Here is a 26,356-nt window from a genome sequence, read left to right as displayed (position 1 = left end):
GGCCAAGGCCGCCCCTATAATCCCAACGAAATTTCCCCCCGCTCTACCTGCCTGTTACAGGCACACCCCTTCGGAACCCGATACCATGCCAAGCCCCACTCAGGCCCATCGCCTCCCCGATCCACCCCACCGAAGCGTCGCACAGCAATGGCTGGCCATTCTCTCGGTTGCCGTGGGCGCCTTCGCCCTGGTGACCAGCGAGTTCCTGCCGGTAGGTGTGCTCAACGATGTCGCCGCCGACCTGGGCATCAGTGCCGGCCACGCCGGCCTGATGGTGACCCTGCCCGGGATCATGGCCGCGCTCGCCGCCCCGCTGCTGTCGGTGGGCATCGGTGCGCTGGACCGCCGCTACCTGCTGGTCGGCCTGACGCTGATCATGATCATCGCCAACGCAGTGGTAGCCTACGCCAGCGACTTCAACCTGCTGTTGTTCGGGCGCGTGTTGCTAGGCATCAGCATCGGCGGTTTCTGGGCCACGGCCATCGCCCTCAGCGGCCGCCTGGCCCCCAAAGGCGTGGGCGTGGCGCAGGCCACTTCGATCATCATGGTCGGCGTGACCCTGGCCACCGTGCTCGGCGTGCCCGTCGGCACCTGGTTGAGCGGCCTGATGGGCTGGCGCATGACCTTCCTGGTCACGGCGGCGCTGGGCATTCCGGTGCTGTTGGCGCAGGTGTTCCTGCTGCCGCGGCTGAACCCGGACAAGGCCATTCGCATCAGTGACCTGCCGGCCTTGTTCATCAATCCGCAAGCACGGGTCGGCCTGATCGCCGTGCTGCTGATCGGCCTGGCGCACTTTGCCGCGTACACCTATGTCGCGCCGTTCTTCAAGGAGCGCGCAGGTTTCGATGGCCCGACCATTGGCTCGCTGCTGTTGCTGTATGGCGTGGCCGGGGTGCTGGGCAACGTGTTCGCCGGTTTCGCCGCCAACCGCAGCGTGCGCCATACCCTGCTGCTGGTCGCGCTGATGATCGCCATCAGCACTGCGCTGTTCCCTTACTTCGCCACCGGCATGACCGGCGCAGCGATGCTGATCGCGCTCTGGGGCTTCGCCTTTGGCGCCTTCCCGGCATGCGCCAGCATCTGGATGTTCGTCGTCGCGCCCAAGGACGTGGAACGCGGTATGCCGCTGTTCGTGGCGATGTTCCAGGTGATCATCGCACTGGGATCGTTCTTCGGCGGACGTATCGTCGACCAGATGGGCAGCTCGGTATTGTTGAGTCTGGCCACTGCCTTGGTCGGTTGCGGAATGATCACGGTGCTGGTGTTGGGGCGTAACGTGAGCAACAACCTGGCGGCGCAGCCCAGCTGACGTGCGGGTTTGCCCGAGAGCGAGCGTTGCGACTAAGCTGGCGACAGGGTTCAAGGAGGATCGTTTGGATGTCGCATGCAACGCTCGCATTGACTCTGCTGTTTGCCGCCACTTTGCTCGAAGCAGCGCCGCTGCACATCCCAGGCCCTGCCCAACTCAGGACTCAGGTCGAAAGCCTCAAGCCTGGCCAGTTTCTCTGGTACCCGCAGGTCTCGCCGGTGGGGCCGGTAACCGTGGTGGTCAGCCTCACCGAACAGCGAGCCTACGTCTATCGCAATGGCATCGCCATTGGCGTCAGTACCGTGAGCAGCGGCAAACCAGGGCGGGAAACCCCCACCGGGGTTTTCAGCATCCTGCAGAAAAAGGTCGAACATAAATCCAGCCTCTACAACGATGCGCCCATGCCCTACATGGAGCGCCTGACCTGGGACGGCATCGCCTTGCATGCCGGCCACCTGCCAGGCTACCCCGCCTCCCACGGGTGCGTGCGCCTGCCGTTGGACTTTGCCAAGAAGCTCTACGAAGTCACCGGATTCAGTTCCACCACCGTCATCGTTTCCGATAGCCATAGCGCCCCCGTGGAGGTCACCCACCCCGGCGTGCTGGCGCCCACCGTCAGCGATGGCAAGCCCCAAGGCCCGCTGGTGTTGAGCAACCAGCAGTTCTGGAACGATCCGGATCCAACGGCGGGACCGCTTTCCATCCTGATCAGTCGCGCCGACCTGCGTGCCTACGTCTATCGCGCAGGCCAGTTGGTGGGCTCGGCGCCGGCCCTGTCGCTCGAGAACAGCCACCATCGCAGCGGTATGGCAGTGTATTCCCTGCTGCAAAAGCCCTCGGCCTTGCCAGTCGAGGCTGCCCTGCCTCTGCGCTGGTCGGCGGTTGCGGTGAGCAATCCGGAGTACGGCGATACACCTTATGAACAACTGGGGGAGCTGACCCTGGCCCCGGACTTCCGACAACATCTACGCGAGGCGATGGACGTCGGCACGACGCTGGTGATCACCGACTGGGCGTCCACCCGGGAGACGCGCAGCAACGGGAAATTCACGGTCATCACCGGCGAAGAAGGTGAAGAAGCTAAGCCATTGGTCAAAAAGTGATCGGCAACTCACTAAAAATCCAGCAAAGTAGCGGCTTTTCGCCTGCAATCTGCTAATCCTCAGTGCAGAGTTCAGGCTGTTTTCCAATGGGGCAATTCATGTCGATGCTCGAACCCTTGTGGGGAGCCATGCGGCTCTCGGCGGCCAGCCTTGGCCTGCTTTTTCTCGGTGCGTGGTCTGCCGCCCACGCCCAATCGCTGCCAAGCGCCGCGGAACTTCAACGCTTGGCGCCCAATGCCAACCTGTCAGCCCTCACTCTGGCGCTCACTGCCTACGAGTGCGCCAGCCAGAGCGATGGAGACAAGCTGCTCACGGTGATCGATTACTCCAAGGCCTCGCGTGACAAACGCCTGTGGGTGTTCGACCTGCAGGCCAGGAAGCTCCTGTTCGAGGAGTGGGTTGCCCATGGCAAGAACAGCGGCGCCGATGTGCCGACGACGTTCTCCAACGTCCCGAACAGCTACCAGTCCTCCATCGGCTTGTACGAAACCGGCCAGACCTACCGCGGCAAACACGGCCGCTCACTGCGCTTGCAAGGATTGGAGCCGGGCTTCAACGACAACAGCATGTCGCGGGCCATCGTCATGCATGCCGCTGCCTATGCCGACCCCAAGGTCGTGCCCGGACTCGGCCGCCTGGGGCGCAGTCAAGGCTGCCCTGCCGTTCGGCCAGCCATTGCCGGCAAATTGATCGATACCCTGCAACGTGGCAGCTATGTGTTCGCCTATTACCCGCAGCAGGAGTGGCTGAAGAAATCGCAGTTCCTCAATGCCCAGAGCTGCCCGGCGGCGAATCAGACGGTTGCCAGCAAGTAGTTGGTGGGGGATCGCGGTGGGCCAGGGGGTATGACTGGGGATTTGCAGTGCGCCCCCACTCAATCCAGCTTCAACCCACCAAAGCGCCGATAAAAACTCTCGTTCACATCCGGCAACGGCCCATCCGCCGTCTCCAGCGCACTGCCCAGATACGCCTCCGCCTTGGCGCACACCAACCGATACAGATTCCGGCACAACTGCCGCGCCGCCCGGCCCTCCCAATCCCCGGGCAGCAACTCCTCGGGCAGTTGCGGATCACGCAGCAACAACCGGCGGTATTCATGGATCAGCAGGGTGCGCGCCAGGAAGCAGTCCCGGGCATCGAGCTCGGCCTGCTCTTTCAACCCCTGCCACAACGGCCGGAACAACTGGATGAACTCGCTGTACTGCTGCCCCAATTCGTCGATACGCCAGCTCTCACGCACTTGCGCGCGCATGGCCTTGGACGCCAGTACCTCCTGGGTATGGGTTTCGAAGACGATGCTGTCATCGCTGGCTTCCAACTCTCGCAGGGTCGCCGCGAGGTCCGCACGATCGGCGCGAGGGCAACCCAACAGGTTGGGCGCCATGGCGCCGAAGCCCTGCCATTCCAGCTCTTCGCGCACCGCCTTGCGCTTGGCGGCATCGAGCTGCGACAGCAGCACCAGGGTCCAGGCGCCATCCCAGGCCGGCTGGCTGGGGCTGTAGACACGCTTGAAGGCTTTTTCGAAACGCCGCCGGCCGGTACCGGTGAGGCTGTAGTAGCTGCGCCGGCCCACCTTGTCGGCGGTCAGCCAACCTTCTTTGGTCAAGCGGAAGATCGACGTACGGATCAACCGTTCGTTGATGCCGATCGGCTCCAGCAGGTTGATCAGGCTACCCAGCCACACCGTGCCGCCGTGGGGCTCGATGGCATCACCATAGAGGGTGATGATCAGCGAACTGGCGCGGATCGGGGTCTGCTCCTGGAAGCGGGTGATCAGGGTATTCAGCGGGGCGAGGTTGCTCATGGAGGAACTGTGCGCGGAGAAAGTCCCGACTATACCTGTGCGGCGGGTCGCCTGGCCATGGTGGGACGCAGGCAGGTTCATGCGCCTGCCTCGCCCTTGGGCCGGAAACCGTCGTCACCCATGCGCGGGCGCTGGGCCTCGGCCTCGGTAAGCGGCGAGCACTCGACCATGCTGGCCATACAGCGCTCGCTTAGGCGCTGATATTCGGCAGTGCCGCGCTGCTTCCAGCTCAGCTCCTGCTCGCTCAGCGGGCGCTTGACCTGGGCCGGGGCGCCCATCACCAGGCTTTGCTCCGGGCACTCGAAGCCAGCCTTGACGAAGGCCGTGGCCCCGACGATGCAGCGTGGCGCGATATGGGCGCCGTCCATTACCACCGCATTCATGCCGATCAGCGCATCCTCACCCACCCGGCAACCGTGCAGCACCGCGCCATGCCCGACGTGGCCGTTGCGCTCTATCACCGTGTCGCCGCCTGGAAAGCCGTGCATCACGCAAGTGTCCTGCAGGTTCGCCCCCTCCTCCAGGACAATCCGCCCAAAATCGCCGCGCAGCGAGGCCAATGGGCCTACGTAACAACCTGGGCCGACGATCACATCACCGATCAGGACGGCGCTCGGGTGCACGTAGGCGCTGGGGTGGACGACCGGGGTCAGGCCATCGAGGCGGTAGCAAGGCATGGTCAATCTCCGAAAATGATTCTATATCTTCAGCAATCTTGTATCGCAATACATCCCGACGTCAATCCAGCCAAAGCCCTTAATTTTGCTGGAAAACCCAGATGAACCGAAAATACCTGACAACTCTAGAGATACATTTATGCATAGTTGATGTTGATTTTTTGTATCGCATAATGATTATACTGATCCCACCTGGGCACGCTCGGCGCTGCCCCCTGCAGACAACTCCAAGAAAAGCCGGCCAACCTGTGCCGTGCGTGCAGCCAGAGGAACCCGACATGCCACGCTTCATCGCAGTACAGCCGCCCGAACACGGCGTTCGCCTGGTTACCCTGCACCGGCCGGAAGCGCTCAACGCTCTGTGCACCGAACTGCTGGCCGAACTCGCCGCCGAACTGAGCGCCGCCCAAGACTGCGAGCACACCCGCGCCGTGGTCATCACCGGCAGCCGCAAGGCCTTCGCCGCCGGCGCCGACATCCGCGAAATGGCCGAGCGGGATCTGGTCGGCATCCTCAACGACCCTCGCATCGTCCACTGGCAGCGCATTACCGCGTTCAGCAAACCGCTGATCGCTGCCGTCAACGGCTACGCGCTCGGCGGCGGCTGCGAACTGGTGATGTGCGCCGATATCGTGATCGCAGGCACCGACGCCCGCTTCGGCCAACCGGAAATCAACCTCGGCATCATCCCTGGTGCCGGCGGCACCCAGCGCCTGCTGCGCGCCGTGGGCAAGCCGCTGGCCATGCAGATGATCCTCAGCGGCGAAGCCATCACCGCCCGGCATGCCCTGCAGGCCGGCCTGGTGAGCGAAACCACCGAGCCCGAGTTCACCGTCGAACGCGCCCTCGAAGTGGCCCGCGCCATCGCCGCCAAGGCGCCGCTGGCGGTGCGCCTGGCCAAGGAAGCAGTGCTCAAGGCCGGCGACACCGACCTGGCCAGCGGCCTGCGCTTCGAGCGCCACGCCTTCACCCTACTGGCCGGCACCGCCGACCGCGACGAAGGCATCCGCGCCTTCCAGGAAAAACGCCCGGCGCACTTCAAAGGTTGCTGAGCCCTTCCCATCGACTGACCGAGCGAGCCCGCCATGACTTTCGAGCACATTCTGTTTTCCATCGAGGACGGTGTCGCCCTCCTCTCGCTGAACCGTCCCGAGCAACTCAATAGCTTCAACACGCAAATGCACCTGGAAGTGCGCGAGGCCCTCAAGCAGGTACGCCAGAGCGACGAAGCCCGCGTACTGCTGTTGACCGGCGAAGGTCGCGGCTTCTGTGCCGGCCAAGACCTGTCCGACCGCAATGTCGCACCGGGTGCCGATATGCCGGATCTGGGCGAGTCCATCGAGAAGTTCTACAACCCTCTGGTGCGCACCTTGCGCGATCTGCCGCTGCCGGTCATCTGCGCCGTCAACGGCGTGGCAGCCGGGGCCGGCGCCAACCTCCCTCTGGCCTGCGACCTGGTGCTGGCGGCTCGCTCGGCGAGCTTCATCCAGGCGTTCTGCAAGATCGGCCTGGTGCCGGACTCCGGCGGCACCTGGTTGCTGCCACGCCTGATCGGCATGGCGCGAGCCAAGGCCCTGGCCATGCTCGGCGAGCGCCTGAGCGCCGAACAGGCCGAACGCTGGGGGCTGATCCATCGGGTGGTCGACGATGCCGCGTTGCGCGACGAGGCACTCAGCCTGGCTCGCCATCTGGCCAGCCAGCCAACCTACGGCCTGGCCCTGATCAAACGCAGCCTCAACGCCAGCTTCGACAACGGCTTCGACCAGCAACTGGAACTGGAGCGCGACCTGCAGCGCCTGGCCGGGCGCAGCGAGGACTACCGCGAAGGCGTGAGCGCCTTCATGAACAAACGCACCCCCGTCTTCAAGGGCCGCTGACCATGAACGCACTCGACAGCAACGCCCAGGTCGCCGTGATCGGCGCTGGCGCCATGGGTGCCGGCATTGCCCAGGTGGCGGCGCAGGCCGGTCATCCAGTGAAGCTCTACGACAACCGCCCCGGCGCCGCGGCCCAGGCCATTGCCGGCATCGATCGCCAACTCGGCCGCCTGGTGGAAAAAGGCAAGCTGCAGACCGAGGCTCGCGAGGCGATCGTCGCCCGCCTGGAGCCAGTGGAAGCGATCGAAGCCCTGGCCGATGCCCGCCTGGTCATCGAGGCTATCGTCGAGAACCTGCAGGTCAAGCAAGACCTGTTGCGCCAGCTGGAAAACCTGTGCGCCGCGGACTGCATCCTCGCCAGCAATACCTCATCACTGTCGATCACCAGCCTGGCTGCCGGCCTGCAGAGGCCGCAGCAGGTCATCGGCATGCACTTCTTCAACCCGGCGCCGCTGATGGCCCTGGTGGAGATCGTCTCGGGGCTGGCCACCGCGCCCTCACTGGCCGACACGCTGTACGAAACGGCCAAGGCCTGGGGCAAGAAGCCGGTGCACGCCCGCTCCACGCCAGGCTTCATCGTCAACCGCGTGGCCCGGCCGTTCTACGCCGAAAGCCTGCGCCTGCTGCAAGAAGGCGCAGCCGACTGTGCGACCCTCGACGCCCTGCTGCGCGATGCCGGCGGCTTTCGCATGGGCGCCTTCGAACTGACCGACCTGATCGGCCACGACGTCAACTATGCGGTGACCTGCTCGGTATTCGAGGCCTTCTATGGCGACTTTCGCTTCCAGCCGTCGCTGGTGCAGAAGGAGTTGGTCGACGCTGGACGCCTGGGGCGCAAGAGCGGCCAAGGTTTCTATCGCTACAGTGACGACGCCGAGCGTCCCGCGGTTGCCGAAATGCATAGCCAGACGCACGCAGGAGCCTGCGTGATCGAAGGCCACCTTGGCGTCATGCAGCCGCTGGTGCAACGTCTGAAGGACAGCGGCGTGACCATCACCGAACGCGCCGGTAGTGGCCTGATCCGCGTCGGCGACGCGACCCTGGCGCTCTCCGATGGCCGCCTGGCCAGCCAACGCGCCGTCGAGGATGGCTTGCGCAATCTGGTGCTGCTCGACTTGGCCCTGGATTATCAAAGCGCTTCGCGCATCGCCATCAGCTGGTCCGCAGACACCGCACCCGATGCTCGCGACCAGGCCGTGGCGCTGCTGCAACAGGCAGGCCTGAGGGTCACCGCTGTCGCCGACCTGCCCGGGCTGGTGGTGCTGCGCACGGTTGTCATGCTCGCCAACGAAGCAGCCGACGCTGTGCTGCAAGGCGTCGCCAGCGCCGCCGACATCGACCTGGCCATGTGCGCCGGGGTCAATTACCCGCGAGGGCCGCTGGTCTGGGCCGAACAGATCGGCATCGGCCACAGCCTGCGCGTACTGGACCATCTGCAACGCAGCTACGGCGAAAGCCGCTACCGCCCATCCCTTCTGCTGCGCCGCCTGCACGCCGAGGGTGCGGCGACCGTCACCGAGAGCGCAAAACCATGACCGACCTGCAACGCACCCCCGAGGCGCTGGCTCAGGCCTGCGCCGACGCCATGTTCACCCGCGACCGCGCTACCCAGGCTCTGGGCATCCGCCTGCTGGAGACCAGCCCTGGCCAGGCCCGTTTGAGCATGCCGGTGCGCGCCGACATGATCCAGGGCCACGGCACTTGTCATGGGGGATTTCTGTTCGCCCTGGCCGACTCGGCCTTTGCCTTCGCCTGCAACAGCCACGACAAAGCCACGGTCGCCCAGGGCTGCAGCATCGACTACTTGGCTCCGGCACTGCTCGACGACGTGCTTTACGCCAACGCCGTCGAGCTGAGCCGCAAAGGCCGCACCGGGGTTTACGACGTACGCATCGAAAACCAGCGCGGCGAGCTGATCGCGCTGTTCCGGGGCAAATCCTACCAAGTGCGCGGCACGGTGCTCGCGCAGGAGACCACAGATGAGTGACCACAAGCCTTTCGACGCCTTGATCATCGATGCCGTGCGCACGCCGATCGGCCGCTACGGCGGCGCCCTGAGCCGGGTACGCCCGGATGACCTCGCCGCCGTGCCGATCAAGGCGCTGATCGAGCGCCACCCGGAACTGGATTGGCAAGCCATCGACGACGTGATCCTCGGCTGCGCCAACCAGGCCGGCGAAGACAACCGTAACGTCGCGCGCATGGCCAGCCTGCTGGCCGGGCTGCCGACCAGCGTGCCGGGCACCACGCTCAACCGCCTGTGTGGCTCGGGCCTGGACGCCATCGGCAACGCCGCCCGCGCCCTGCGCTGCGGCGAAGCCGGGCTGATGCTGGCCGGCGGCGTCGAGTCGATGTCGCGGGCGCCGTTCGTCATGGGCAAGTCGGAACAGGCCTTCGGTCGCAGTGCCGAGCTGTTCGACACGACCATCGGCTGGCGCTTCGTCAACCCGCTGATGCAGGCCGAGTTTGGCATCGACTCGATGCCGGAAACCGCCGAGAACGTCGCCGAGCAATTCGCCATCTCGCGTGCCGACCAGGACGCCTTCGCCTTGCGTAGCCAGCACAAAGCCGCCGCGGCCCAGGCCAGTGGCCGCCTGGCCCGGGAGATCGTGGCGGTGGAGATTGCGCAGCGCAAAGGCCCGCCCCTTCGCGTCGAGCAGGATGAGCATCCCCGCGCCGACACCACCCTCGAACAACTGGCCAAACTCGGCACGCCGTTCCGCCAGGGCGGCAGCATCACCGCCGGCAACGCCTCTGGCGTCAACGATGGTGCCTGCGCACTGTTGCTGGCCAGCAGCGAAGCGGCACGCCGCCATGGTCTGAAGGCCCGTGGCCGCGTGGTCGGCATGGCCGTGGCCGGGGTCGAACCGCGGATCATGGGCATCGGTCCGGTGCCGGCCACGCGCAAGGTGCTGGAGCTGACCGGCCTGTCGCTGGCCGACATGGACGTCATCGAGCTCAACGAAGCCTTCGCCGCCCAGGGGCTGGCCGTGCTGCGCGAACTGGGACTGGCCGACGATGATCCACGGGTCAACCCCAACGGCGGAGCCATCGCCCTGGGTCACCCCCTGGGCATGAGCGGTGCGCGCCTGGTCACCACGGCCTTGCATCAGCTGGAGGAAACCTCCGGCCGCTACGCCTTGTGCACCATGTGCATCGGCGTCGGCCAAGGCATTGCCATGGTCATCGAACGCCTCTGACCAATGGCCTGTTACTGAACGCGACGCCGCCGGTTATGCTGCGTCCATGACACTCACGGTAAGCCGTCCGGCACATCGGGCGGCCGACGTACAAGAACAATTCGAGTGAAGCCATGAACATGTACCATGATGCCGATCGTGCCCTGCTGGACCCGATGGAAACCGCCAGTGTCGATGCCCTGCGCCAGCATCAGCTGGAGCGCTTGCGCTGGAGCCTGCAACACGCCTATGACAACGTACCGCTGTACCGTAAACGCTTCGACGAATGCGGCGCCCACCCCGACGACCTGAAAACCCTCGACGACCTGGCGAAGTTCCCGTTCACCGGCAAGAACGACCTGCGCGACAACTACCCTTACGGCATGTTCGCCGTGCCCCAGCAGGAAGTGGTGCGCCTGCATGCCTCCAGCGGCACCACCGGCAAGCCGACCGTGGTCGGCTACACGCAGAACGACATCGACACCTGGGCCAACGTGGTGGCCCGCTCGATCCGCGCCGCTGGTGGGCGCAAGGGTGACAAGGTCCATGTGTCGTACGGCTATGGCCTGTTCACCGGCGGCCTGGGCGCCCACTACGGCGCCGAACGCCTCGGCTGCACGGTGATCCCGATGTCGGGCGGCCAGACCGAGAAGCAGGTCCAGCTGATTCGCGACTTCCAACCCGACATCATCATGGTCACGCCCTCCTACATGCTCAATCTGGCCGACGAGATCGAACGCCAGGGCATCTCCCCGCAGGACCTCAAGCTGCGCCTGGGCATCTTCGGCGCCGAGCCTTGGACCGACGAGCTGCGCCGTTCCATCGAGCAACGCCTGGGCATCGATGCCCTGGACATCTATGGCCTGTCGGAAATCATGGGCCCGGGCGTGGCCATGGAGTGCATCGAGACCAAGGACGGCCCGACCATCTGGGAAGACCACTTCTACCCCGAGATCATCGACCCAGTGACCGGTGCCGTGTTGCCGGACGGGCAACTGGGCGAGCTGGTGTTCACCTCGCTGAGCAAGGAAGCGCTGCCGATGGTGCGCTACCGCACCCGCGACCTGACCCGCCTGCTGCCGGGCACGGCGCGACCGATGCGGCGCATCGGCAAGATCACCGGACGCAGCGACGACATGCTGATCATCCGCGGCGTGAACGTGTTCCCGACGCAGATCGAGGAGCAGGTTCTTAAAATAAAACAGCTTTCAGAGCTATACGAGATACATTTGTATCGCAATGGAAATCTGGACAGCGTCGAGGTGCACGTGGAACTGCGTGCCGAGTGCCGCGGGCTCGACGACGCGCAGTGCAAGCTGCTGACAGCCGAGCTGAGCAAGCAGATCAAGACCTACATCGGCATCAGCACCCAGGTGCGCCTGCAGCCTTGCGGCACGCTGAAGCGCTCCGAGGGCAAGGCGTGCCATGTGTTCGACAAGCGGTTGGCTGGCTGAGCGTTTGGCGAAGGTTTTTTAGGGTATGTGAGATCGAGCGCCGCCCGCGCGGCGCTCGATTTCTGCCCCCCTAAACATCCCAACCCAAAGCGATACACAAATTCTATTCGATACACACAATTATGTTTGACGTTTAATTTTGTATCGCTTACAAATGACTCATGCTTTCGCAGGAGTCGAGCCATGTACGCACAGCTAGTGGAAACCGGAGTCAAGCGCGTCAAGTCGCTGGAAGAAATGTCGCCCGAAGAGCGCAACTTTCAGGAAAAGATCGACGCCGAAATCAAGATCGAAGCCAAGAACTGGATGCCCGAGGCCTACCGCCAGACCTTGATCCGGCAGATCTCCCAGCACGCCCATTCGGAAATCGTCGGCATGCTCCCAGAAGGCAACTGGGTCACCCGCGCCCCGAGCCTCAAGCGCAAGCTGCAACTGATGGCCAAGATCCAGGACGAAGCCGGCCACGGCCTGTACCTGTACAGCGCCATGGAAACCCTCGGCGCCGACCGCGACGAAGAAGTCGCCAAGCTGCACAGCGGCAAGGCCAAGTACTCGAGCATCTTCAACTACCCAACCCTGAGCTGGGCGGACATGGGTGCAGTGGGCTGGCTGGTCGATGGCGCCGCCATCGTCAATCAGGTGGTGCTGCAACGTACCTCTTATGGCCCGTATGCCCGGGCGATGATCCGCATCTGCAAGGAGGAGAGCTTCCACCAGCGCCAGGGCTACGAAATGCTCCTGACCATGATGCGCCACGGTACCCAGGCGCAGAAGGACATGGTCCAGGACGCCATCAACCGCCTGTGGTGGCCGGCGCTGATGATGTTCGGCCCCAGCGACGAACACTCGCCCAACAGCGCTCAGTCGATGGCCTGGAAGATCAAGCGCCAGACCAACGACGAACTGCGCCAGCGCTTCATCGACCAGACCGTACCGCAACTGGAACTGCTCGGCTGCACCGCGCCGGACCCGGAACTGAAGTGGAACGCCGAACGCGGCCACTACGACTTCGGCGAGATCCAGTGGGACGAATTCTACGAAGTCATCAAGGGTAACGGCCCGTGCAACCAGGAGCGCGTCGCCACCCGGCGCCAGGCCATCGAGGATGGCGCCTGGGTACGCGAGGCGGCCGTGGCCTATGCACGCAAGCAACAGAACAAGAACGCCGCCTGAACGGCGACCGATGCGGAGATCGAGTATGTCAACCTGGACCCTCTACGAAGTGTTCGTGCGCAGCAAGCACGGCCTGAACCACAAGCACGTCGGCAGCGTGCATGCCGCCGATGCCGCCATGGCCATCGAGAATGCCCGTGAGCTGTACACCCGCCGCAGCGAGGGCGTGAGCCTGTGGGTGGTGCCCTCGGCACTGATCACCGCCTCCTCGCCCGACGAGAAAGACCCGCTGTTCGCGCCCTCGGACGACAAGGTCTATCGCCACGCCAGCTTCTACGAACTGCCCGACGAAGTCGGACACATGTGAGGTTGGCCATGCACAAGCACGATCTGATCCCTTACCTGCTGCTGCTCGGCGACAGCGCCCTGATCCAGGGCCAGCGCCTGTGCGAGTGGTGCGGCCACGCGCCGGCGCTGGAAGAAGAGCTGGCCCTGATGAACGTCGGTCTCGACCTCGTCGGCCAGGCCCGCAATTGGCTCGAGTACGCCGCCGAGCTGGCCGATGATGGCCGCGACGCCGACGCCCTGGCGTTTCGCCGTGATGAGCGGGCGTTTCGCAACTTGCTGCTGGTCGAGCAACCCAATGGCGATTTCGCCGTGACCATGACCAAGCAGTTCTTCTACGACGCCTGGCACTTCGCCGTACTCCAAGGCTTGAGCGAGTCCTGCGACGAACGCATCGCCGGTATCGCCGCCAAGGCGCTGAAGGAAGTCACCTACCACCTGCGTCGTTCCAGCGAGTGGGTGCAACGCCTGGGCGGCGGCACCGACGAAAGCCGTCAGCGCATGCTCGCCGCCATTCCGGCGCTGTGGCGCTTCACCGTCGAATTGACCACTGGCAGCGACAACGAAGTGCAACTGGCCGCGGCTGGCATCGCTGCCGACCCGGTGGCGGTCGGCGCGGCCTGGCTCGAACAGGTCACGGCCATTTTCGATTCGGTCGAACTGCCCCTGCCCAAAGCCGCCAGTCATTTCTACCTGAGCGGCCGCCAGGGCCTGCACACCGAGCACCTGGGCCTGCTGCTGGCCGAGATGCAGTTCTTGCCAAGGGCCTACCCCGATGCAACCTGGTGAATTGATCGCCGGTGATCGCGGCGCCCGTGCAGCCCGTGGCGACGACCTGGCACGGGCCTGGGCGGTGCTGGGCGAAGTCATGGACCCGGAAGTACCGGTGGTCAGCGTGGTCGACCTGGGCATCGTGCGCGACGTCGACTGGCGCGCCGGGCACCTGCACCTGGTCGTTACCCCAACCTATTCCGGCTGCCCGGCCACCGAGGTGATCGAGGGCGATATCCGCCAGGCCCTGGAGCGCGCCGGCTTCGCCGCCCCGGAACTCGAACGCCGGCTGACGCCGGCCTGGAGCACCGACTGGATCAGCGCCGAGGGCCGTGAACGCCTGCGCGCCTATGGCATCGCTCCGCCGCACGGCAGCGCCAGCAAGCGCAGCCTGCTCGGCGAAGCGCCCGAAGTGTGCTGCCCGCAATGCGGCAGCGCCCACACCGAACTGCTCAGCCAGTTCGGCTCCACGGCCTGCAAGGCGCTGTACCGCTGCCGCGAGTGCCTGGAGCCGTTCGACTATTTCAAATGCATTTGAGCCGTGGAGATCACCATGAGCCAGTTTCATAGCCTGACCATCAAGCAAGTGCGCAACGAAACCCGCGATGCTGTATCGATCGCCTTCGACGTGCCCCCGCACCTGCAGCAGACCTTCCGCTTCACCCAGGGCCAGTACCTGGTGATGCGCACCCGCCTGGACGACGAGGAAGTCCGCCGCTCCTATTCCATCTGCAGTGCTGTGCAGGACGGCGAGTTGCGGGTGGCGGTCAAACGTGTACCGGGCGGGCGCTTCTCGGCCTTCGCCAATGAAGTGCTCAAGGCCGGCCAGCAGCTGGAAGTGATGCCACCTGCAGGCAGCTTCTTCGTGCCGCTCGACCCGGCGCGCCAGGGCAACTACCTGGGCGTGGCAGCCGGCAGCGGCATCACGCCGATCCTGTCGATCGTCGCCAGTACCTTGGCCAGCGAGCCGCACAGCCGCTTCACCCTGCTCTACGGCAACCGCTCGAGCTCCGGCGCGCTGTTTCGCGACAAGCTCGAAGACTTGAAGAACCGTTACCTCGATCGCCTGAACCTGATCTTCGTGTTCAGCCGCGAGCAGCAGGACGTCGACCTGTACAACGGCCGCATCGATGCCGACAAGTGCGGCCAGTTGTTCTCCCGCTGGCTCGACGTACCGGGCCTGGACGCCGCGTTCATCTGTGGTCCCCAGGCGATGACCGAAACCGTGCGCGACAGCCTGCAAGCCAACGGCATGGCCAAGGAACGTATTCACTTCGAGCTGTTCGCCGCCGCCGACAACAGCGCCCGGCGCGAAGCGCGTGAAGCGGCGCGTCAGGTGGACTCGGCGCTGAGCCACATCACCGTGATCAGCGACGGGCGGGCATTGAGCTTCGACCTGCCACGCAACAGCCAGAACATTCTCGACGCTGGCAACGCCATCGGTGCCGAACTGCCCTATTCGTGCAAGGCCGGTGTTTGCTCGACCTGCAAATGCCGGGTGATCGAGGGCGAGGTGGAGATGGACAGCAACCATGCCCTGGAAGACTACGAAGTGGCTGCCGGCTACGTGCTGTCGTGCCAGACCTACCCGGTGAGCGACAAGGTGGTCCTGGATTTCGACCAGCTTTGAGACCTCATCGCAACACCCGCGTGACCTCAACAAAACAACTACAACACTCCGAGATCGCAACCCATGACCCCCGAACGCATAGAGAGCATCGCCAACCACCCCGACTTCCAGCACCTGGTCCGGCGCAAGCGCCGCCTCAACGGCAGCCTGACCCTGGCCATGCTGGTCAGCTACTACGGCTTCGTGCTGCTGGTGGCCTTCTCGCCCAGCACCCTCGGCCAGTCGCTCAGCGGCGGCGTGACCACCGTCGGCATGCTGGTCGGCGTGCTCATGGTGCTGCTGTCCTTCGCCCTCACCGGCCTTTACGTGCACCGCGCCAACAACGTGCTCGACCCGCTCAACGACAAGGTCAAGCAGGAGTGCGCGCAATGAACTGGACTGCCATCTCGATGTTCATGGTGTTCGTCTGCTTCACCCTGCTGGTGACCCGCTGGGCCGCCCTGCGCACCCGCTCGGCCAGCGACTTCTACACCGCCGGCGGCGGCCTGACCGGTATGCAGAACGGCCTGGCGATCGCCGGTGACATGATCAGCGCCGCCTCCTTCCTCGGCATCTCGGCGATGATGTTCATGAACGGCTACGACGGCCTGCTGTATGCCCTGGGCGTACTGGCCGGCTGGCCGATCATCCTGTTCCTGATCGCCGAACGCTTGCGCAACCTGGGCAAGTACACCTTCGCCGACGTGGTCTCCTACCGCCTGGCGCAGACCCCGGTACGCTTGAGCTCGGCCTTCGGCACCCTGGCCGTGGCATTGATGTACCTGGTGGCGCAGATGGTCGGCGCTGGCAAGCTGATCGAACTGCTGTTCGGCATCGACTACCTGTACGCGGTGATGCTGGTCGGCGTGCTGATGGTCGCCTACGTGACCTTCGGCGGGATGCTCGCCACCACCTGGGTGCAGATCATCAAGGCGGTGATGCTGCTCTCGGGCACCACCTTCATGGCCTTCATGGTGCTCAAGCACTTCGGTTTCAGCACCGAGGCGATGTTCGCCAATGCCGTGGCGGTACATGCCAAGGGCCAGGCGATCATGGCGCCGGGCGGCTTGCTGTCCAACCCGGTGGATGCGATTTCCCTGGGCCTGGGCATGATGTTCGGCACTGCCGGCCTGCCGCATATCCTGATGCGCTTCTTCACCGTCAGCGACGCCAAGGAAGCGCGCAAGAGCGTGTTCTACGCCACCGGCTTCATCGGCTACTTCTACCTGCTGCTGATCGTCATCGGCTTCGGCGCCATCGTCATGGTCGGCACCGAACCGGCCTACCGCGATGCCAGCGGCGCGATCATCGGCGGTGGCAACATGGTCGCAGTGCACCTGGCCCAAGCGGTGGGTGGCAACCTGTTCCTCGGCTTCATCTCGGCCGTGGCGTTCGCCACGATCCTGGCGGTGGTGGCGGGCTTGGCATTGTCCGGAGCCTCGGCGGTATCCCACGACCTCTACGCCTGCGTCGTGCGCAAAGGCCAGGCGAGCGAGCGCGAAGAAATGCGCGTGTCGCGGATCGCCACCCTGGTGATCGGCCTGCTGGCGGTGCTGCTCGGCCTGGCGTTCGAGTCGCAGAACATCGCATTCCTGTCCGGCCTGGTGCTGGCGGTGGCCGCTTCGGTCAACTTCCCGGTGCTGCTGCTTTCGATGTTCTGGAAGGGCCTGACCACCCGCGGCGCGGTGTGCGGCAGCATGGCCGGGTTGGCCTCGGCGATCGTGCTGGTGGTGCTGGGCCCGGCGGTGTGGGTCAACGTGCTGCACAACGACACGGCGCTGTTCCCCTATAGCAACCCGGCGCTGTTCTCCATGAGCCTGGCGTTCATCGCTGCCTGGGGGTTCTCGGTCACCGATGGTTCGGCGCGCGCGACCGAGGAACGGGGTCGCTACCTGGCCCAGTTCATCCGCTCCATGACCGGTATCGGCGCCGCCGGCGCCAGCAAGCACTGATCCATGAACCTGTCGGGTATAACAACAATGAACCGCACGCACCTCACATCGGCCGCTTGCCTGGCCACTCTCGCCCTGCCCCTGCCGGCCTTGGCGGACTTCATCGGCGACAGTCACGCCAAGCTGGAACTGCGCAACCACTACATCAACCGCGATTTTCGCCAGAACAACGCGCCACAGGCCAAGGCCGAGGAGTGGGGCCAGGGCTTCACCGCGAAGTTCGAATCGGGCTTCACCGAAGGCCCGCTGGGCTTTGGCGTGGATGCCCTCGGCCAGCTCGGCATCAAGCTCGACTCCAGCCGTGACCGCCGCAACACCGGCCTGCTGCCCTTCGGCCCGAACAGCCACGAGCCCGTCGACGACTACAGCGAGCTGGGGTTGACCGGCAAGCTGCGGCTGGGCCAGAGCACCCTGCGCCTGGGCACCCTGCAGCCGAACCTGCCGGTGGTGGTGTACAACGATACCCGCCTGCTGGCCTCGACTTTCCAGGGCGGCCTGCTGACCAGCCAGGACATCGACGGCTTGACCGTCAACGCCGGGCGCCTGAGCCGGGTCAACCTGCGTGACTCGTCCGGGCGCGACGACATGGGCTACGGCGCCGCCGTCAGCGACCACCTCGACTTCGGCGGCGCCAGCTACGCCCTCAGCCCCGAAACCAGCGTCAGCTACTACTACGCCAAGCTGCAGGACATCTACCGCCAGCAGTTCGTCGGCCTGGTCGATACCCGCGCCCTGGGCGAAGGCCTGAGCCTGCGCAGTGACCTGCGTTACTTCGACAGCCGCGAAGATGGCGCCGAACGCGCCGGCAGCATCGACAACCGCAACTTCAACGCCATGTTCACCCTCGGCGTGCGGGCCCACAAATTCACCGCCGCCTGGCAACAGCAGTCCGGCGACAGTGCTTTCCCGTTCGTCAATGGCGGCGACCCGTTCACCGTCAACCTGGTGACCTACAACACCTTCACCCGCGCCGGCCTGGATTCCTGGCAACTGCGCTACGACTACTCGTTCGCCGCCCTCGGTATCCCTGGCCTGACCTTCATGACCCGCTACACCGACGGCCGTCATGGCGAAACTGCGACCGTCAGCAATGGCCGCGAACGCGAGCGCGACACCGACCTGACCTACGTCATCCAGAGCGGCCCATTCAAGGACGTCAGCCTGCGCTGGCGCAACGTCACCTTCCGTTCCGGCAACGGCCTGACCAACGCCGTGGACGAGAACCGCCTGATCATCGGCTACACCCTGGCGCTGTGGTAATCGCGCCCCTGGAGGAGAATCACATGTCTATTGCCCCTACCCTGCAGAGCTTCATCGGCGGCCGCTGGCTCGGCCAACACGGTGCGCAAGCCCTTCGCAGCGCCCTGGACGGCCATGTCCTGGCCTACAGCCACGAAGAGCGCCCGGACTTCGCCGAGGCGGTCGATTTCGCCCGCGCCCGTGGCCTGGCCGAACTGCTGGCCATGGACTTCCAGCAACGCGCACAACGCCTCAAGGCCTTGGCACTGTATCTGGCCGAGCGCAAGGAGCAGCTATACGCCCTGTCCCATCACAGTGGCGCGACCCGCGCCGACAGTTGGATCGACATCGAAGGCGGTAATGCCACGCTGTTCTCCTATGCCGGTATCGGCAGCCGCGAGCTGCCGTCGGGGAATCTGGTGCACGAAGGCCCGGCCATTCCCCTGGGCAAGCAGGGCAAGTTCGCCGGCAGCCATATCCTGGTGCCGCGCGCAGGCGTGGCGGTACACATCAATGCCTTCAACTTCCCGATCTGGGGCATGTTGGAGAAGTTCGCCCCGACCTTTCTCGCCGGCATGCCGTGCATCGTCAAACCCGCCACCTCGACCAGCTACCTGACCGAAGCTGTGGTTCGCCTGATGGATGAGTCGGGGCTGTTGCCAACCGGTAGCCTGCAATTGGTGATTGGCAGCACCGGCGACCTGCTCGATCGCCTGCACGGCCAGGACGTGGTGACCTTCACCGGCTCGGCCGACACCGCCGCCAAGCTGCGCGTCACGCCCAACCTGATCCGCAACTCGGTGCCGTTCACCGCCGAGGCCGACTCGCTCAACTGCGCCATTCTCGGCCCGGACGTCACCCCGGACAGCCCGGAGTTCGACCTGTACATCAAGGAGGTGGTGCGCGAAATGACCACCAAGGCCGGGCAGAAATGCACCGCCATCCGCCGCGCCATCGTGCCGACCAAGCACATCGACGCCGTTGCCACCCGCTTGCGCGAGCGCCTGAGCAAGGTGGTGGTCGGTGATCCATCGGTCGAAGGCGTGCGCATGGGCGCTTTGGCCTCCCACGATCAGCAGCGCGACGTCGGCGAGCGCGTGCGAAGCCTGCTGCAAAGCTGCGAGCAGTTGTTCGGTGCCAGCGATGGCTTCGCCCCACGTGGCGAAGGCGTGGCCGAGGGGGCGTTCTTCGCCCCGACCCTGCTCCAGGCCCGCGACCCGCACGCCGAGGGCGGTGCCCACGACATCGAAGCGTTCGGCCCGGTCAGCACCCTGATGGCCTATGACGACCTGGACGAGGCTCTGGCCCTGGCCGCACGCGGCAAAGGCAGCCTGGTCGCCTCCCTGGTCACCGCCGACCGTGCGGTGGCGGCCAAGGCCATCCCGGTCGCAGCCGCCTGGCACGGCCGTCTGCTGGTGCTCGACAGCGAAGCCGCCCAGGAGTCCACCGGCCATGGCTCGCCGCTGCCGCAACTCAAGCACGGTGGCCCTGGACGTGCCGGTGGCGGTGAGGAGCTGGGCGGCCTGCGTGCGGTCAAGCACTACCTGCAACGTGCGGCGGTACAAGGATCGCCGAGCATGCTCAGCGCCGTGACCGGTGAGTACGTGCGCGGCGCCGAGGTGATCGAGACCGAGGTGCACCCGTTCCGCCGACACTTCGAGGAACTGCGCATCGGCGAGTCGCTGCTGACCCATCGCCGCACCGTGACCGAAGCCGACCTGGTCAACTTCGGCTGCCTGTCGGGCGACCACTTCTACATGCACTTCGACGAGATCGCGGCCAAGGCATCGCAGTTCGGCAAGCGCATCGCCCACGGCTACTTCGTGCTGTCGGCAGCGGCCGGGCTGTTCGTTTCCCCGGGCGAAGGTCCGGTGCTGGCCAACTATGGGCTCGATACCCTGCGCTTCATCAACCCGGTGGGCATCGGCGACACGATTCAGGCGCGGCTGACTTGCAAGCGCAAGATCGACCAGGGCAAGACCAGCCCTCTGGGACAGCCCCAGGGCGTGGTGGCCTGGGACGTGGAGGTGACCAATCAGCTGGGGGACATCGTTGCCAGCTACGACATCCTGACCTTGGTACTGAAGAAGGGCTGATCGACGGCGTTCTGTTCTGGCCTCTTCGCGGGCTTGCCCGCGAAGAGGTCTGCAGAGACGATCTCTGTACGCATTTTTGACGATTTCATCACAATTCCATTGCTAGCTTTGCCCGCCTCGGCCGCACGCGCCTTCGCGCACCACCGCGGCCCTCTGGATATGGATAAATCGTGTCGACTTCCTCCCCTTCCCGCCGCAAGGTGGACTGGGCCGGCCTGGGCTGGCTGCTGCTGTTCTTCTGGTACTTCTCCGGCGTCACCCAGGCGCTGATTCTGTTCAGCGGCACCAGCGGCTTCGCCGGTTTCCGCGACGCCTTCTTCCTCAGTAGCCTGTGGCTGGCACCGGCACTGCTGCTGCCACGCTTCACCCGTGGCGTGGCGGCGGTGATCGGCGTGGTGCTGTGGGCTGCGTCGCTGGTCGGCCTGAGCTATTTCGGCATTTATCATCAGGAGTTTTCCCAGAGCGTCATTTTCGTGATGTTCGAATCGAACAGCGCCGAAGCTGGGGAATACTTCAGCCAGTATTTCAGCCTTGGCCTGTGCTTGGCCCTGGTGCTCTACAGCCTGGTGGCGATACTGCTGTGGCGTCGCGTGCGGCCCCTGCGCATGCCGGCACTGCCGCGCGTGGCGCTGGCCGTGGTGCTGGTGGCGGCGAACCTGGTGTATCCGTTCTACAAACAGATGGTCGGCCAGGACCGCAACTTCGCCGATGCCCTGGATAAGGTGCAGCAGCGCATGGAACCGGCGGTGCCATGGCAGTTGGCGGTCGGCTACGCCCAGTACCGCCAGCAGCTTGGCAACATGCAGAAGCTGCTCGACCAGAATGCCGCGCTGCCGCCGCTGAACCATCTCAAGGACAGCAGTGGCACCGCCCCCCGCACCTTGGTGCTGGTGCTGGGCGAGTCGACCACCCGCGAACACATGCACCTGTACGGTTACGGGCGCCAGACCACGCCCAATCTCGATGCCCTGGCGAGCGCCGACCATCAGCTCACGGTATTCCAGGATGTGGTGTCGCCGCGGCCCTACACCATCGAAGTGATGCAGCAAATCCTCACCTTCGGCGACGAACAGCACCCCGACCGCTTCCTCGATTCGCCATCGCTGATCAACCTGATGAAACAGGCGGGCTACAAGACCTTCTGGATCACCAACCAGCAGACGATGACCAAGCGCAACACCATGCTCACCACCTTCTCGCAACAGACGGACGAGCAGTACTACCTGAACAACCAGCGCAACCAGAATGCCCGCCAATACGACGATGTGGTCCTGGCACCGTTCGACAAGGTGCTGGCCGACCCGGCGCCGAAAAAGCTGATCATCGTGCACCTGCTGGGCACGCACATGGACTACCGTTACCGCTATCCCCAGGAGCTCGCCCAGTTCAAGGACCGTCAGGGCGCACCGTCGAGCCTGTCCGACGATCAGGTGGAAACCTACAACGCCTATGACAACGCCGTGCTGCACAATGACCTGGTGGTGTCGAACCTGATCAAGCACTATGCCGCTACCGCCCCGAACGGCTTCCTGGTGTACCTGTCGGACCATGGCGAGGACGTCTACAGCAGCGGCAAGCACGATCGTCTGGGCCGCAACGAGGGCGCCCCGACCCGCCCCATGTACACCATTCCGTTCCTGGTCTGGACCTCCCCGAGCTGGCAGCAGGCGCACCCGCGAAACCTGCAGGCGGTAAGTTCGCGGCCCTACAGCAGCTCGCACCTGATCCACACCCTCTCCGACCTGGCCGGTTTGAGCTATGACGGTTTTGAACCCGCCAAGAGTCTGGTAAGCGAGCAGTTCGTGGCCGCGCCCCGCTGGATCGGCGACCCCTATGCGAAGAATGGCTTGCGTGAGTTCGACCAGTTGCCGGCAAGCGATGCTCAGACCGTCCGGCAGTTGGCCAAAGCGCCCTAGCCCCCAGACACCCTCGCACACCCTGCTCAAGTGCCTTGTCCGCTGGCTACCGCCTGCTGGACAAGGCCCTGCCAGATGCCGACCGTCGGCTTTCCCCTGGCACAGATGCATCAGCGGCAATGGCGTGCCAAATACCTCCTATTCTCAATAGCTCTTCGCCAATACCACCTGTACAGAGGAGCAGGACCATGAGCTACGTGACGACGAAGGATGGCGTGCAGATCTTCTACAAGGACTGGGGGCCGCGCGATGCGCAAGTCATCCATTTCCACCATGGCTGGCCTCTGAGTGCCGACGACTGGGATGCGCAGATGCTGTTCTTCCTCGGCCAGGGCTTTCGCGTAGTGGCCCACGATCGCCGTGGCCACGGGCGCTCGAGCCAGGTCTGGGACGGCCACGACATGGACCACTATGCCGATGACGTCGCGGCAGTGGTCGAGCATCTGGGCATTCAGGGCGCGGTGCATGTCGGGCATTCGACCGGCGGTGGCGAGGTGGTGCGCTACATGGCCCGCTACCCTGGCGACAAGGTGGCCAAAGCGGTGCTGATCGCAGCGGTGCCACCGCTGATGGTACAGACCCCGGCGAATCCTGGCGGTCTGCCGAAATCAGTCTTCGACGACTTCCAGGCCCAGGTAGCGACCAACCGGGCACAGTTCTACCGTGATGTACCCAGCGGCCCGTTCTACGGCTACAACAAACCAGGCGTCACCCCTTCCGAAGGCGTCATCGCCAACTGGTGGCGCCAAGGCATGATCGGCAGCGCCAAGGCCCACTACGACGGCATCGTCGCGTTCTCGCAGACCGATTTCACCGACGACCTCAAAGGTATTAGCCAACCGGTGCTGGTCATGCATGGCGATGCCGACCAGATCGTGCCCTACGAGAATGCCGGGCCGCTGTCGGCCAAGTTGCTGCCCAACGGCACGCTCAAGACCTACGCCGGCTATCCGCACGGCATGCCGACGACCCATGCCGACGTGATCAACGCCGACTTGCTGGCGTTCATTCGCAGTTGAGGCCAGCGGCCTCATCGCCGATCTGCCGGCGATGAGGCCAACACTGGAAACCCATCCGTCCCAGGATTAACATGTAGCGTTTAAGCGCGGCGCTTTGTCGCGCCTCCTCCTCCTGCCCTCCTGAACCCCATGCCTTTCGAACTCACCGTAGAACCGCTTACCTTACTGATCCTGGCCTTGGTCGCCTTCGTCGCCGGTTTCATCGACGCCATCGCCGGCGGGGGCGGCCTGCTCACCACCCCGGCGCTGCTCACTGCCGGGATGCCGCCGCACCTGGTACTGGGCACCAACAAGCTCAGCTCCACTTTCGGCTCGGCCACCGCCAGCTTCACCTACTACAAGCGCAAGCTGTTCCACCCGGCGCAATGGCGTCCCGCGCTGTTCGGCACACTGGCCGGTGCGTTGATCGGCGCGGTGGTGGCGCATTACATGCCCGCCGAGTGGCTGAACAAGATGCTGCCGGTGGTGGTCTTCGCCTGCGGCATCTACCTACTGTTCGGCGGCACGCCCAAGGCGCCGCTGGATGCCGACGCACCGATCAAGAAGAAGTGGCAGGCGCCGCAGGGCTTCACCCTCGGCTTCTACGACGGCGTGGCCGGCCCAGGGACCGGTGCATTCTGGACGGTCAGCACCCTGCTGCTCTATCCCATCGATCTGGTCCGCGCCAGCGGCGTAGCGCGCAGCATGAACTTCGTCAGCAACATCGCGGCGCTGACCGTGTTCATCGCCTCTGGGCAGGTGGACTACATCGTCGGCCTGTGCATGGGCCTGTCGGTGATGGTGGGCGCGTTCTTCGGCGCGCGCACGGCCATCAGCGGCGGCAGCAAGTTCATCCGTCCGGTCTTCATCAGCGTGGTGCTGGCGCTCACCGTGCGCCTGGCCTGGCAGCACTGGTTCGGCCAGGCCTAGGCAAGGGCGCTTAGCGCGGCAGCTGCGGCTCAGGCTGGCCCAGGCGACGGGCCACATACAAGTCGATCAGGTAGCGGGCGATGGAGCGCCCCGCCGGCAGCGGCGGCAGTTCGCGCACGTTGAACCACTTGGCATCCTCGATCTCGTCCGGCTGCATGACGATCTCACCGCCGGCGTACTCGGCATGGAAGCCCAGCATCATCGAATGTGGGAACGGCCAGCATTGGCTACCGACGTACTGGATGTTGCGGACCTCGACCGCCACTTCCTCGCGGACCTCGCGGACCAGGCAATCCTCTGCCGACTCGCCGGGCTCGGCGAAGCCCGCCAGGGTGCTGTACACCCCCGTGACGAAGCGCGGCGAGCGGGCCAGGAGAATCTCGTCGCCATGGGTCACGAGCACGATCATGCTCGGCGAAATGCGCGGATAGCTACGCAGGTCGCAGGCCTGGCAATACATCGCCCGTTCCCAGTGGATCTGGTGCATGGCTTGGCCGCAACTGCCGCAGAAGCGGTGCTCGCGCGCCCAAGTGCCGATCTGCGCTGCGTAACCCAACACCTTGTAGGTGTCGAAGTCGCCTTCCAGCATGAACGCACGCAGCCCACGCCAGCTGCAGCCTGACACCTCGCCGGCAGCCCGCAGCTCGAGCAGGAACACCGGCTCACCGTCGAGATGGCCGATGCCATGCTCGCTCAGTACATCGAGCCCCCTCTCCTTGAGCCATTGGCGTGGAAACAGCGCACCATTGCCATCGACCAGGAACCCCTCGGGGCTGCGGGCCACGGCCAGGCCGCCGGGGGTTTGCGGGTCGAGTACTGCGGTAGTCCAACGTGCTGACATAAAACGGCTTCCTGACTGCGCGTCCCCCGCGCGGTCAGTCGGCGAACGTCGGTTTCTGTTTGCTCATGTGCGCCGCCACTGCCACGCGCAAGTCCTCGGACTGCAGCATCGCGGCGTTCCAGGTGGCGATGTAATCCAGGCCATCGTCGATGCGATGGTCACGCATGTAGCTCAGCATCTGCTTGGTGCCGGCCACGGCAATCGGTGATTTTGCGGCAATTTCCCGGGCGATGGCAAAGACCCCGTCCAGCAGCGCGGCCTGATCATCATAGACCCGGTTGACCAGGCCGATGCGCAACGCCTCGTCGGCCGCCACCTGCCGCCCGGTGAAAGCCAGCTCACGCATGATGCCGTCGCCGATGATGCGTGGCAAACGTTGCAGGGTACCGACATCGGCCGCCATGCCCATGTCGACCTCCTTGATCGAGAACTGCGCATCCTGGCTGCAGTAGCGCATGTCGCAGGCCGAGACCAGGTCGATGGCGCCGCCGATGCAGTAGCCCTGGATGGCCGCCAGCACCGGCTTGCGGCATTTGTCCACGGCGGTGAACGAAGCCTGCATGCGCAGGATGGTGCTGCGCAGCAGACGTGCATTACGGCCTGCATCCTTGCCCAGCTGCCCGGCCAGGCTGGCCAGCATCGTCAGGTCGATACCCGAGGAGAAGTGCTTGCCGGCGCCGCTGAGCACCACTGCGCGGACTGCATCGGTGTCGTCGATCCAACGGAAGATGGCGATGATTTCCTCCCAGAAGGCGGCGTTCATCGAGTTGATCTTGTCCGGGCGGTTGATCTGCACATGGGCGATGCTGTCGATCAGTTCGACCTTGAACGCACTGTAGTCAGACACGGGCGGCACTCCTGTGGGAAAGATGGTCTGGCAAGGATGTTAACCCATGCTGCAGGCCGCGCTTGTGCCAAAAACGGGTTCTTTTTGGATTGTCGGGGAGCTTGGGTTGGCATTTAGATCGTGAGCTGATTCATTGTGTGTAGTGGCGCTACCGGCCCCTTCCGCCTTTACGGCGGGCAACTTTTTTCTTGACAAAAGGGACCCGCCGTAAAGGCGGAAGGTATGACTCACCCACATGGGTTACAAATCAGTTCACGCACATAGGTAACAGTTTTTAACTGGCATGGTCGGTTTTT

At 64.7% G+C, this 26,356-nt stretch carries 24 protein-coding genes and 1 pseudogene; 21 read left to right on the top strand and 4 right to left on the bottom strand.

Annotated elements, in window-relative coordinates; translation table 11 throughout:
* Nucleotides 1-85: 85 nt before the first annotated feature.
* From E2H86_RS21840 to E2H86_RS21830, 3 genes are all read left to right on the top strand, one after another.
* Nucleotides 86-1,309 carry an MFS transporter gene (locus tag E2H86_RS21840; RefSeq protein WP_133331604.1) on the top strand — a complete coding sequence of 408 codons (1,224 nt, stop codon included), beginning with the start codon at nucleotides 86-88 and terminating at the stop codon, nucleotides 1,307-1,309.
* A gap of 68 nt (nucleotides 1,310-1,377) precedes the next feature.
* Nucleotides 1,378-2,412: a L,D-transpeptidase gene (locus E2H86_RS21835; protein WP_133331603.1), complete on the top strand. Its 1,035-nt coding sequence runs from the start codon at nucleotides 1,378-1,380 to the stop codon at nucleotides 2,410-2,412.
* A gap of 98 nt (nucleotides 2,413-2,510) precedes the next feature.
* The gene (locus tag E2H86_RS21830; protein ID WP_133331602.1) at nucleotides 2,511-3,227 is read left to right on the top strand and encodes a murein L,D-transpeptidase catalytic domain family protein; all 717 of its coding nucleotides are present in this window, start codon (nucleotides 2,511-2,513) and stop codon (nucleotides 3,225-3,227) included.
* 59 nt (nucleotides 3,228-3,286) lie between these two features.
* Here the strand turns inward: E2H86_RS21830 and paaX are convergent, their stop codons facing one another.
* Both paaX and paaY read right to left on the bottom strand, forming a co-directional pair.
* Nucleotides 3,287-4,216 carry a phenylacetic acid degradation operon negative regulatory protein PaaX gene (gene paaX, locus E2H86_RS21825; RefSeq protein WP_196172262.1) on the bottom strand — a complete coding sequence of 310 codons (930 nt, stop codon included), beginning with the start codon at nucleotides 4,214-4,216 and terminating at the stop codon, nucleotides 3,287-3,289.
* A 77-nt stretch (nucleotides 4,217-4,293) separates the two neighbouring features.
* Nucleotides 4,294-4,893, bottom strand: a complete 600-nt coding sequence (gene paaY, locus E2H86_RS21820; protein WP_133331600.1) for a phenylacetic acid degradation protein PaaY — start codon at nucleotides 4,891-4,893, stop codon at nucleotides 4,294-4,296.
* 278 nt (nucleotides 4,894-5,171) lie between these two features.
* On the opposite strand from paaY, the gene paaF reads away from it, so the two are divergent.
* The 18 genes and pseudogenes from paaF (at nucleotide 5,172) to E2H86_RS21730 (ending at nucleotide 24,372) form a co-directional block, all read left to right on the top strand.
* A complete protein-coding gene (gene paaF, locus E2H86_RS21815; protein WP_133331599.1) occupies nucleotides 5,172-5,945 on the top strand; it encodes a 2,3-dehydroadipyl-CoA hydratase PaaF in 774 nt (257 codons plus the stop codon).
* A gap of 33 nt (nucleotides 5,946-5,978) precedes the next feature.
* Nucleotides 5,979-6,770, top strand: a complete 792-nt coding sequence (gene paaG, locus E2H86_RS21810; protein ID WP_133331598.1) for a 2-(1,2-epoxy-1,2-dihydrophenyl)acetyl-CoA isomerase PaaG — start codon at nucleotides 5,979-5,981, stop codon at nucleotides 6,768-6,770.
* A gap of 2 nt (nucleotides 6,771-6,772) precedes the next feature.
* Nucleotides 6,773-8,305, top strand: a complete 1,533-nt coding sequence (paaH, locus tag E2H86_RS21805; RefSeq protein ID WP_133331597.1) for a 3-hydroxyacyl-CoA dehydrogenase PaaH — start codon at nucleotides 6,773-6,775, stop codon at nucleotides 8,303-8,305.
* A complete protein-coding gene (paaI, locus tag E2H86_RS21800; RefSeq protein ID WP_133331596.1) occupies nucleotides 8,302-8,757 on the top strand; it encodes a hydroxyphenylacetyl-CoA thioesterase PaaI in 456 nt (151 codons plus the stop codon). Before paaH ends, paaI begins: the two co-directional genes overlap by 4 nt.
* On the top strand, nucleotides 8,750-9,970 hold the full coding sequence (pcaF, locus tag E2H86_RS21795) for a 3-oxoadipyl-CoA thiolase (protein ID WP_133331595.1): 1,221 nt from the start codon (nucleotides 8,750-8,752) through the stop codon (nucleotides 9,968-9,970). The genes paaI and pcaF overlap by 8 nt, the downstream gene beginning before the upstream one ends.
* A 113-nt stretch (nucleotides 9,971-10,083) precedes the next feature.
* Nucleotides 10,084-11,403, top strand: a complete 1,320-nt coding sequence (gene paaK, locus E2H86_RS21790; RefSeq protein WP_133331594.1) for a phenylacetate--CoA ligase PaaK — start codon at nucleotides 10,084-10,086, stop codon at nucleotides 11,401-11,403.
* Between the two features lie 183 nt (nucleotides 11,404-11,586).
* Nucleotides 11,587-12,576 (top strand): 1,2-phenylacetyl-CoA epoxidase subunit PaaA, encoded by a 990-nt coding sequence (paaA, locus tag E2H86_RS21785; protein ID WP_133331593.1) that lies wholly within the window; start codon nucleotides 11,587-11,589, stop codon nucleotides 12,574-12,576.
* Between the two features lie 25 nt (nucleotides 12,577-12,601).
* The gene (paaB, locus tag E2H86_RS21780; protein ID WP_133331592.1) at nucleotides 12,602-12,883 is read left to right on the top strand and encodes a 1,2-phenylacetyl-CoA epoxidase subunit PaaB; all 282 of its coding nucleotides are present in this window, start codon (nucleotides 12,602-12,604) and stop codon (nucleotides 12,881-12,883) included.
* Nucleotides 12,884-12,891: 8 nt separating this feature from the next.
* Complete coding sequence (gene paaC / locus E2H86_RS21775) at nucleotides 12,892-13,650, top strand: 1,2-phenylacetyl-CoA epoxidase subunit PaaC (protein ID WP_133331591.1); 759 nt, start codon at nucleotides 12,892-12,894, stop codon at nucleotides 13,648-13,650.
* Nucleotides 13,637-14,170 (top strand): 1,2-phenylacetyl-CoA epoxidase subunit PaaD, encoded by a 534-nt coding sequence (gene paaD, locus E2H86_RS21770; RefSeq protein WP_133331590.1) that lies wholly within the window; start codon nucleotides 13,637-13,639, stop codon nucleotides 14,168-14,170. Before paaC ends, paaD begins: the two co-directional genes overlap by 14 nt.
* 15 nt (nucleotides 14,171-14,185) lie before the next feature.
* The gene (gene paaE, locus E2H86_RS21765; RefSeq protein ID WP_133331589.1) at nucleotides 14,186-15,262 is read left to right on the top strand and encodes a 1,2-phenylacetyl-CoA epoxidase subunit PaaE; all 1,077 of its coding nucleotides are present in this window, start codon (nucleotides 14,186-14,188) and stop codon (nucleotides 15,260-15,262) included.
* Nucleotides 15,263-15,325: 63 nt separating this feature from the next.
* The gene (locus tag E2H86_RS21760) at nucleotides 15,326-15,634 is read left to right on the top strand and encodes a DUF485 domain-containing protein (RefSeq protein WP_133331588.1); all 309 of its coding nucleotides are present in this window, start codon (nucleotides 15,326-15,328) and stop codon (nucleotides 15,632-15,634) included.
* Nucleotides 15,625-17,193 (top strand): annotated as a pseudogene (locus E2H86_RS21755) (cation acetate symporter); the annotation flags it as partial. The gene E2H86_RS21760 and the pseudogene E2H86_RS21755, both read left to right, overlap by 10 nt.
* Nucleotides 17,194-17,220: 27 nt before the next feature.
* Nucleotides 17,221-18,453 carry an OprD family porin gene (locus E2H86_RS21750; RefSeq protein WP_133331586.1) on the top strand — a complete coding sequence of 411 codons (1,233 nt, stop codon included), beginning with the start codon at nucleotides 17,221-17,223 and terminating at the stop codon, nucleotides 18,451-18,453.
* 23 nt (nucleotides 18,454-18,476) lie between these two features.
* Nucleotides 18,477-20,528, top strand: coding sequence for a phenylacetic acid degradation bifunctional protein PaaZ (paaZ, locus tag E2H86_RS21745; protein ID WP_133331585.1), 2,052 nt, complete (start codon nucleotides 18,477-18,479; stop codon nucleotides 20,526-20,528).
* A 170-nt stretch (nucleotides 20,529-20,698) separates the two neighbouring features.
* Complete coding sequence (locus tag E2H86_RS21740; RefSeq protein ID WP_409977277.1) at nucleotides 20,699-22,444, top strand: phosphoethanolamine transferase CptA; 1,746 nt, start codon at nucleotides 20,699-20,701, stop codon at nucleotides 22,442-22,444.
* Nucleotides 22,445-22,632: 188 nt separating this feature from the next.
* Entirely contained in the window at nucleotides 22,633-23,463 is an 831-nt protein-coding gene (locus E2H86_RS21735) for an alpha/beta fold hydrolase (RefSeq protein WP_133331583.1), read from the top strand.
* A gap of 129 nt (nucleotides 23,464-23,592) precedes the next feature.
* Entirely contained in the window at nucleotides 23,593-24,372 is a 780-nt protein-coding gene (locus E2H86_RS21730; protein ID WP_133331582.1) for a TSUP family transporter, read from the top strand.
* Between the two features lie 10 nt (nucleotides 24,373-24,382).
* Here E2H86_RS21730 and nudC read toward each other — a convergent pair whose 3' ends face one another.
* Together nudC and E2H86_RS21720 are read right to left on the bottom strand one after the other, a co-directional pair.
* Nucleotides 24,383-25,213 (bottom strand): NAD(+) diphosphatase, encoded by an 831-nt coding sequence (gene nudC, locus E2H86_RS21725; protein ID WP_133331581.1) that lies wholly within the window; start codon nucleotides 25,211-25,213, stop codon nucleotides 24,383-24,385.
* A gap of 34 nt (nucleotides 25,214-25,247) precedes the next feature.
* A complete protein-coding gene (locus E2H86_RS21720) occupies nucleotides 25,248-26,060 on the bottom strand; it encodes a crotonase/enoyl-CoA hydratase family protein (RefSeq protein ID WP_133331580.1) in 813 nt (270 codons plus the stop codon).
* Nucleotides 26,061-26,356 lie beyond the last annotated feature (296 nt).

Origin of the sequence: Pseudomonas putida (genome assembly GCF_004357765.1) — a bacterium.
In the GTDB taxonomy this organism is placed as follows: Bacteria; Pseudomonadota; Gammaproteobacteria; order Pseudomonadales; family Pseudomonadaceae; genus Aquipseudomonas; species Aquipseudomonas putida_U.
The sequence above is the reverse complement of the archived record's forward strand: the minus strand, read 5'-3'. Positions and strand labels throughout refer to the sequence as shown.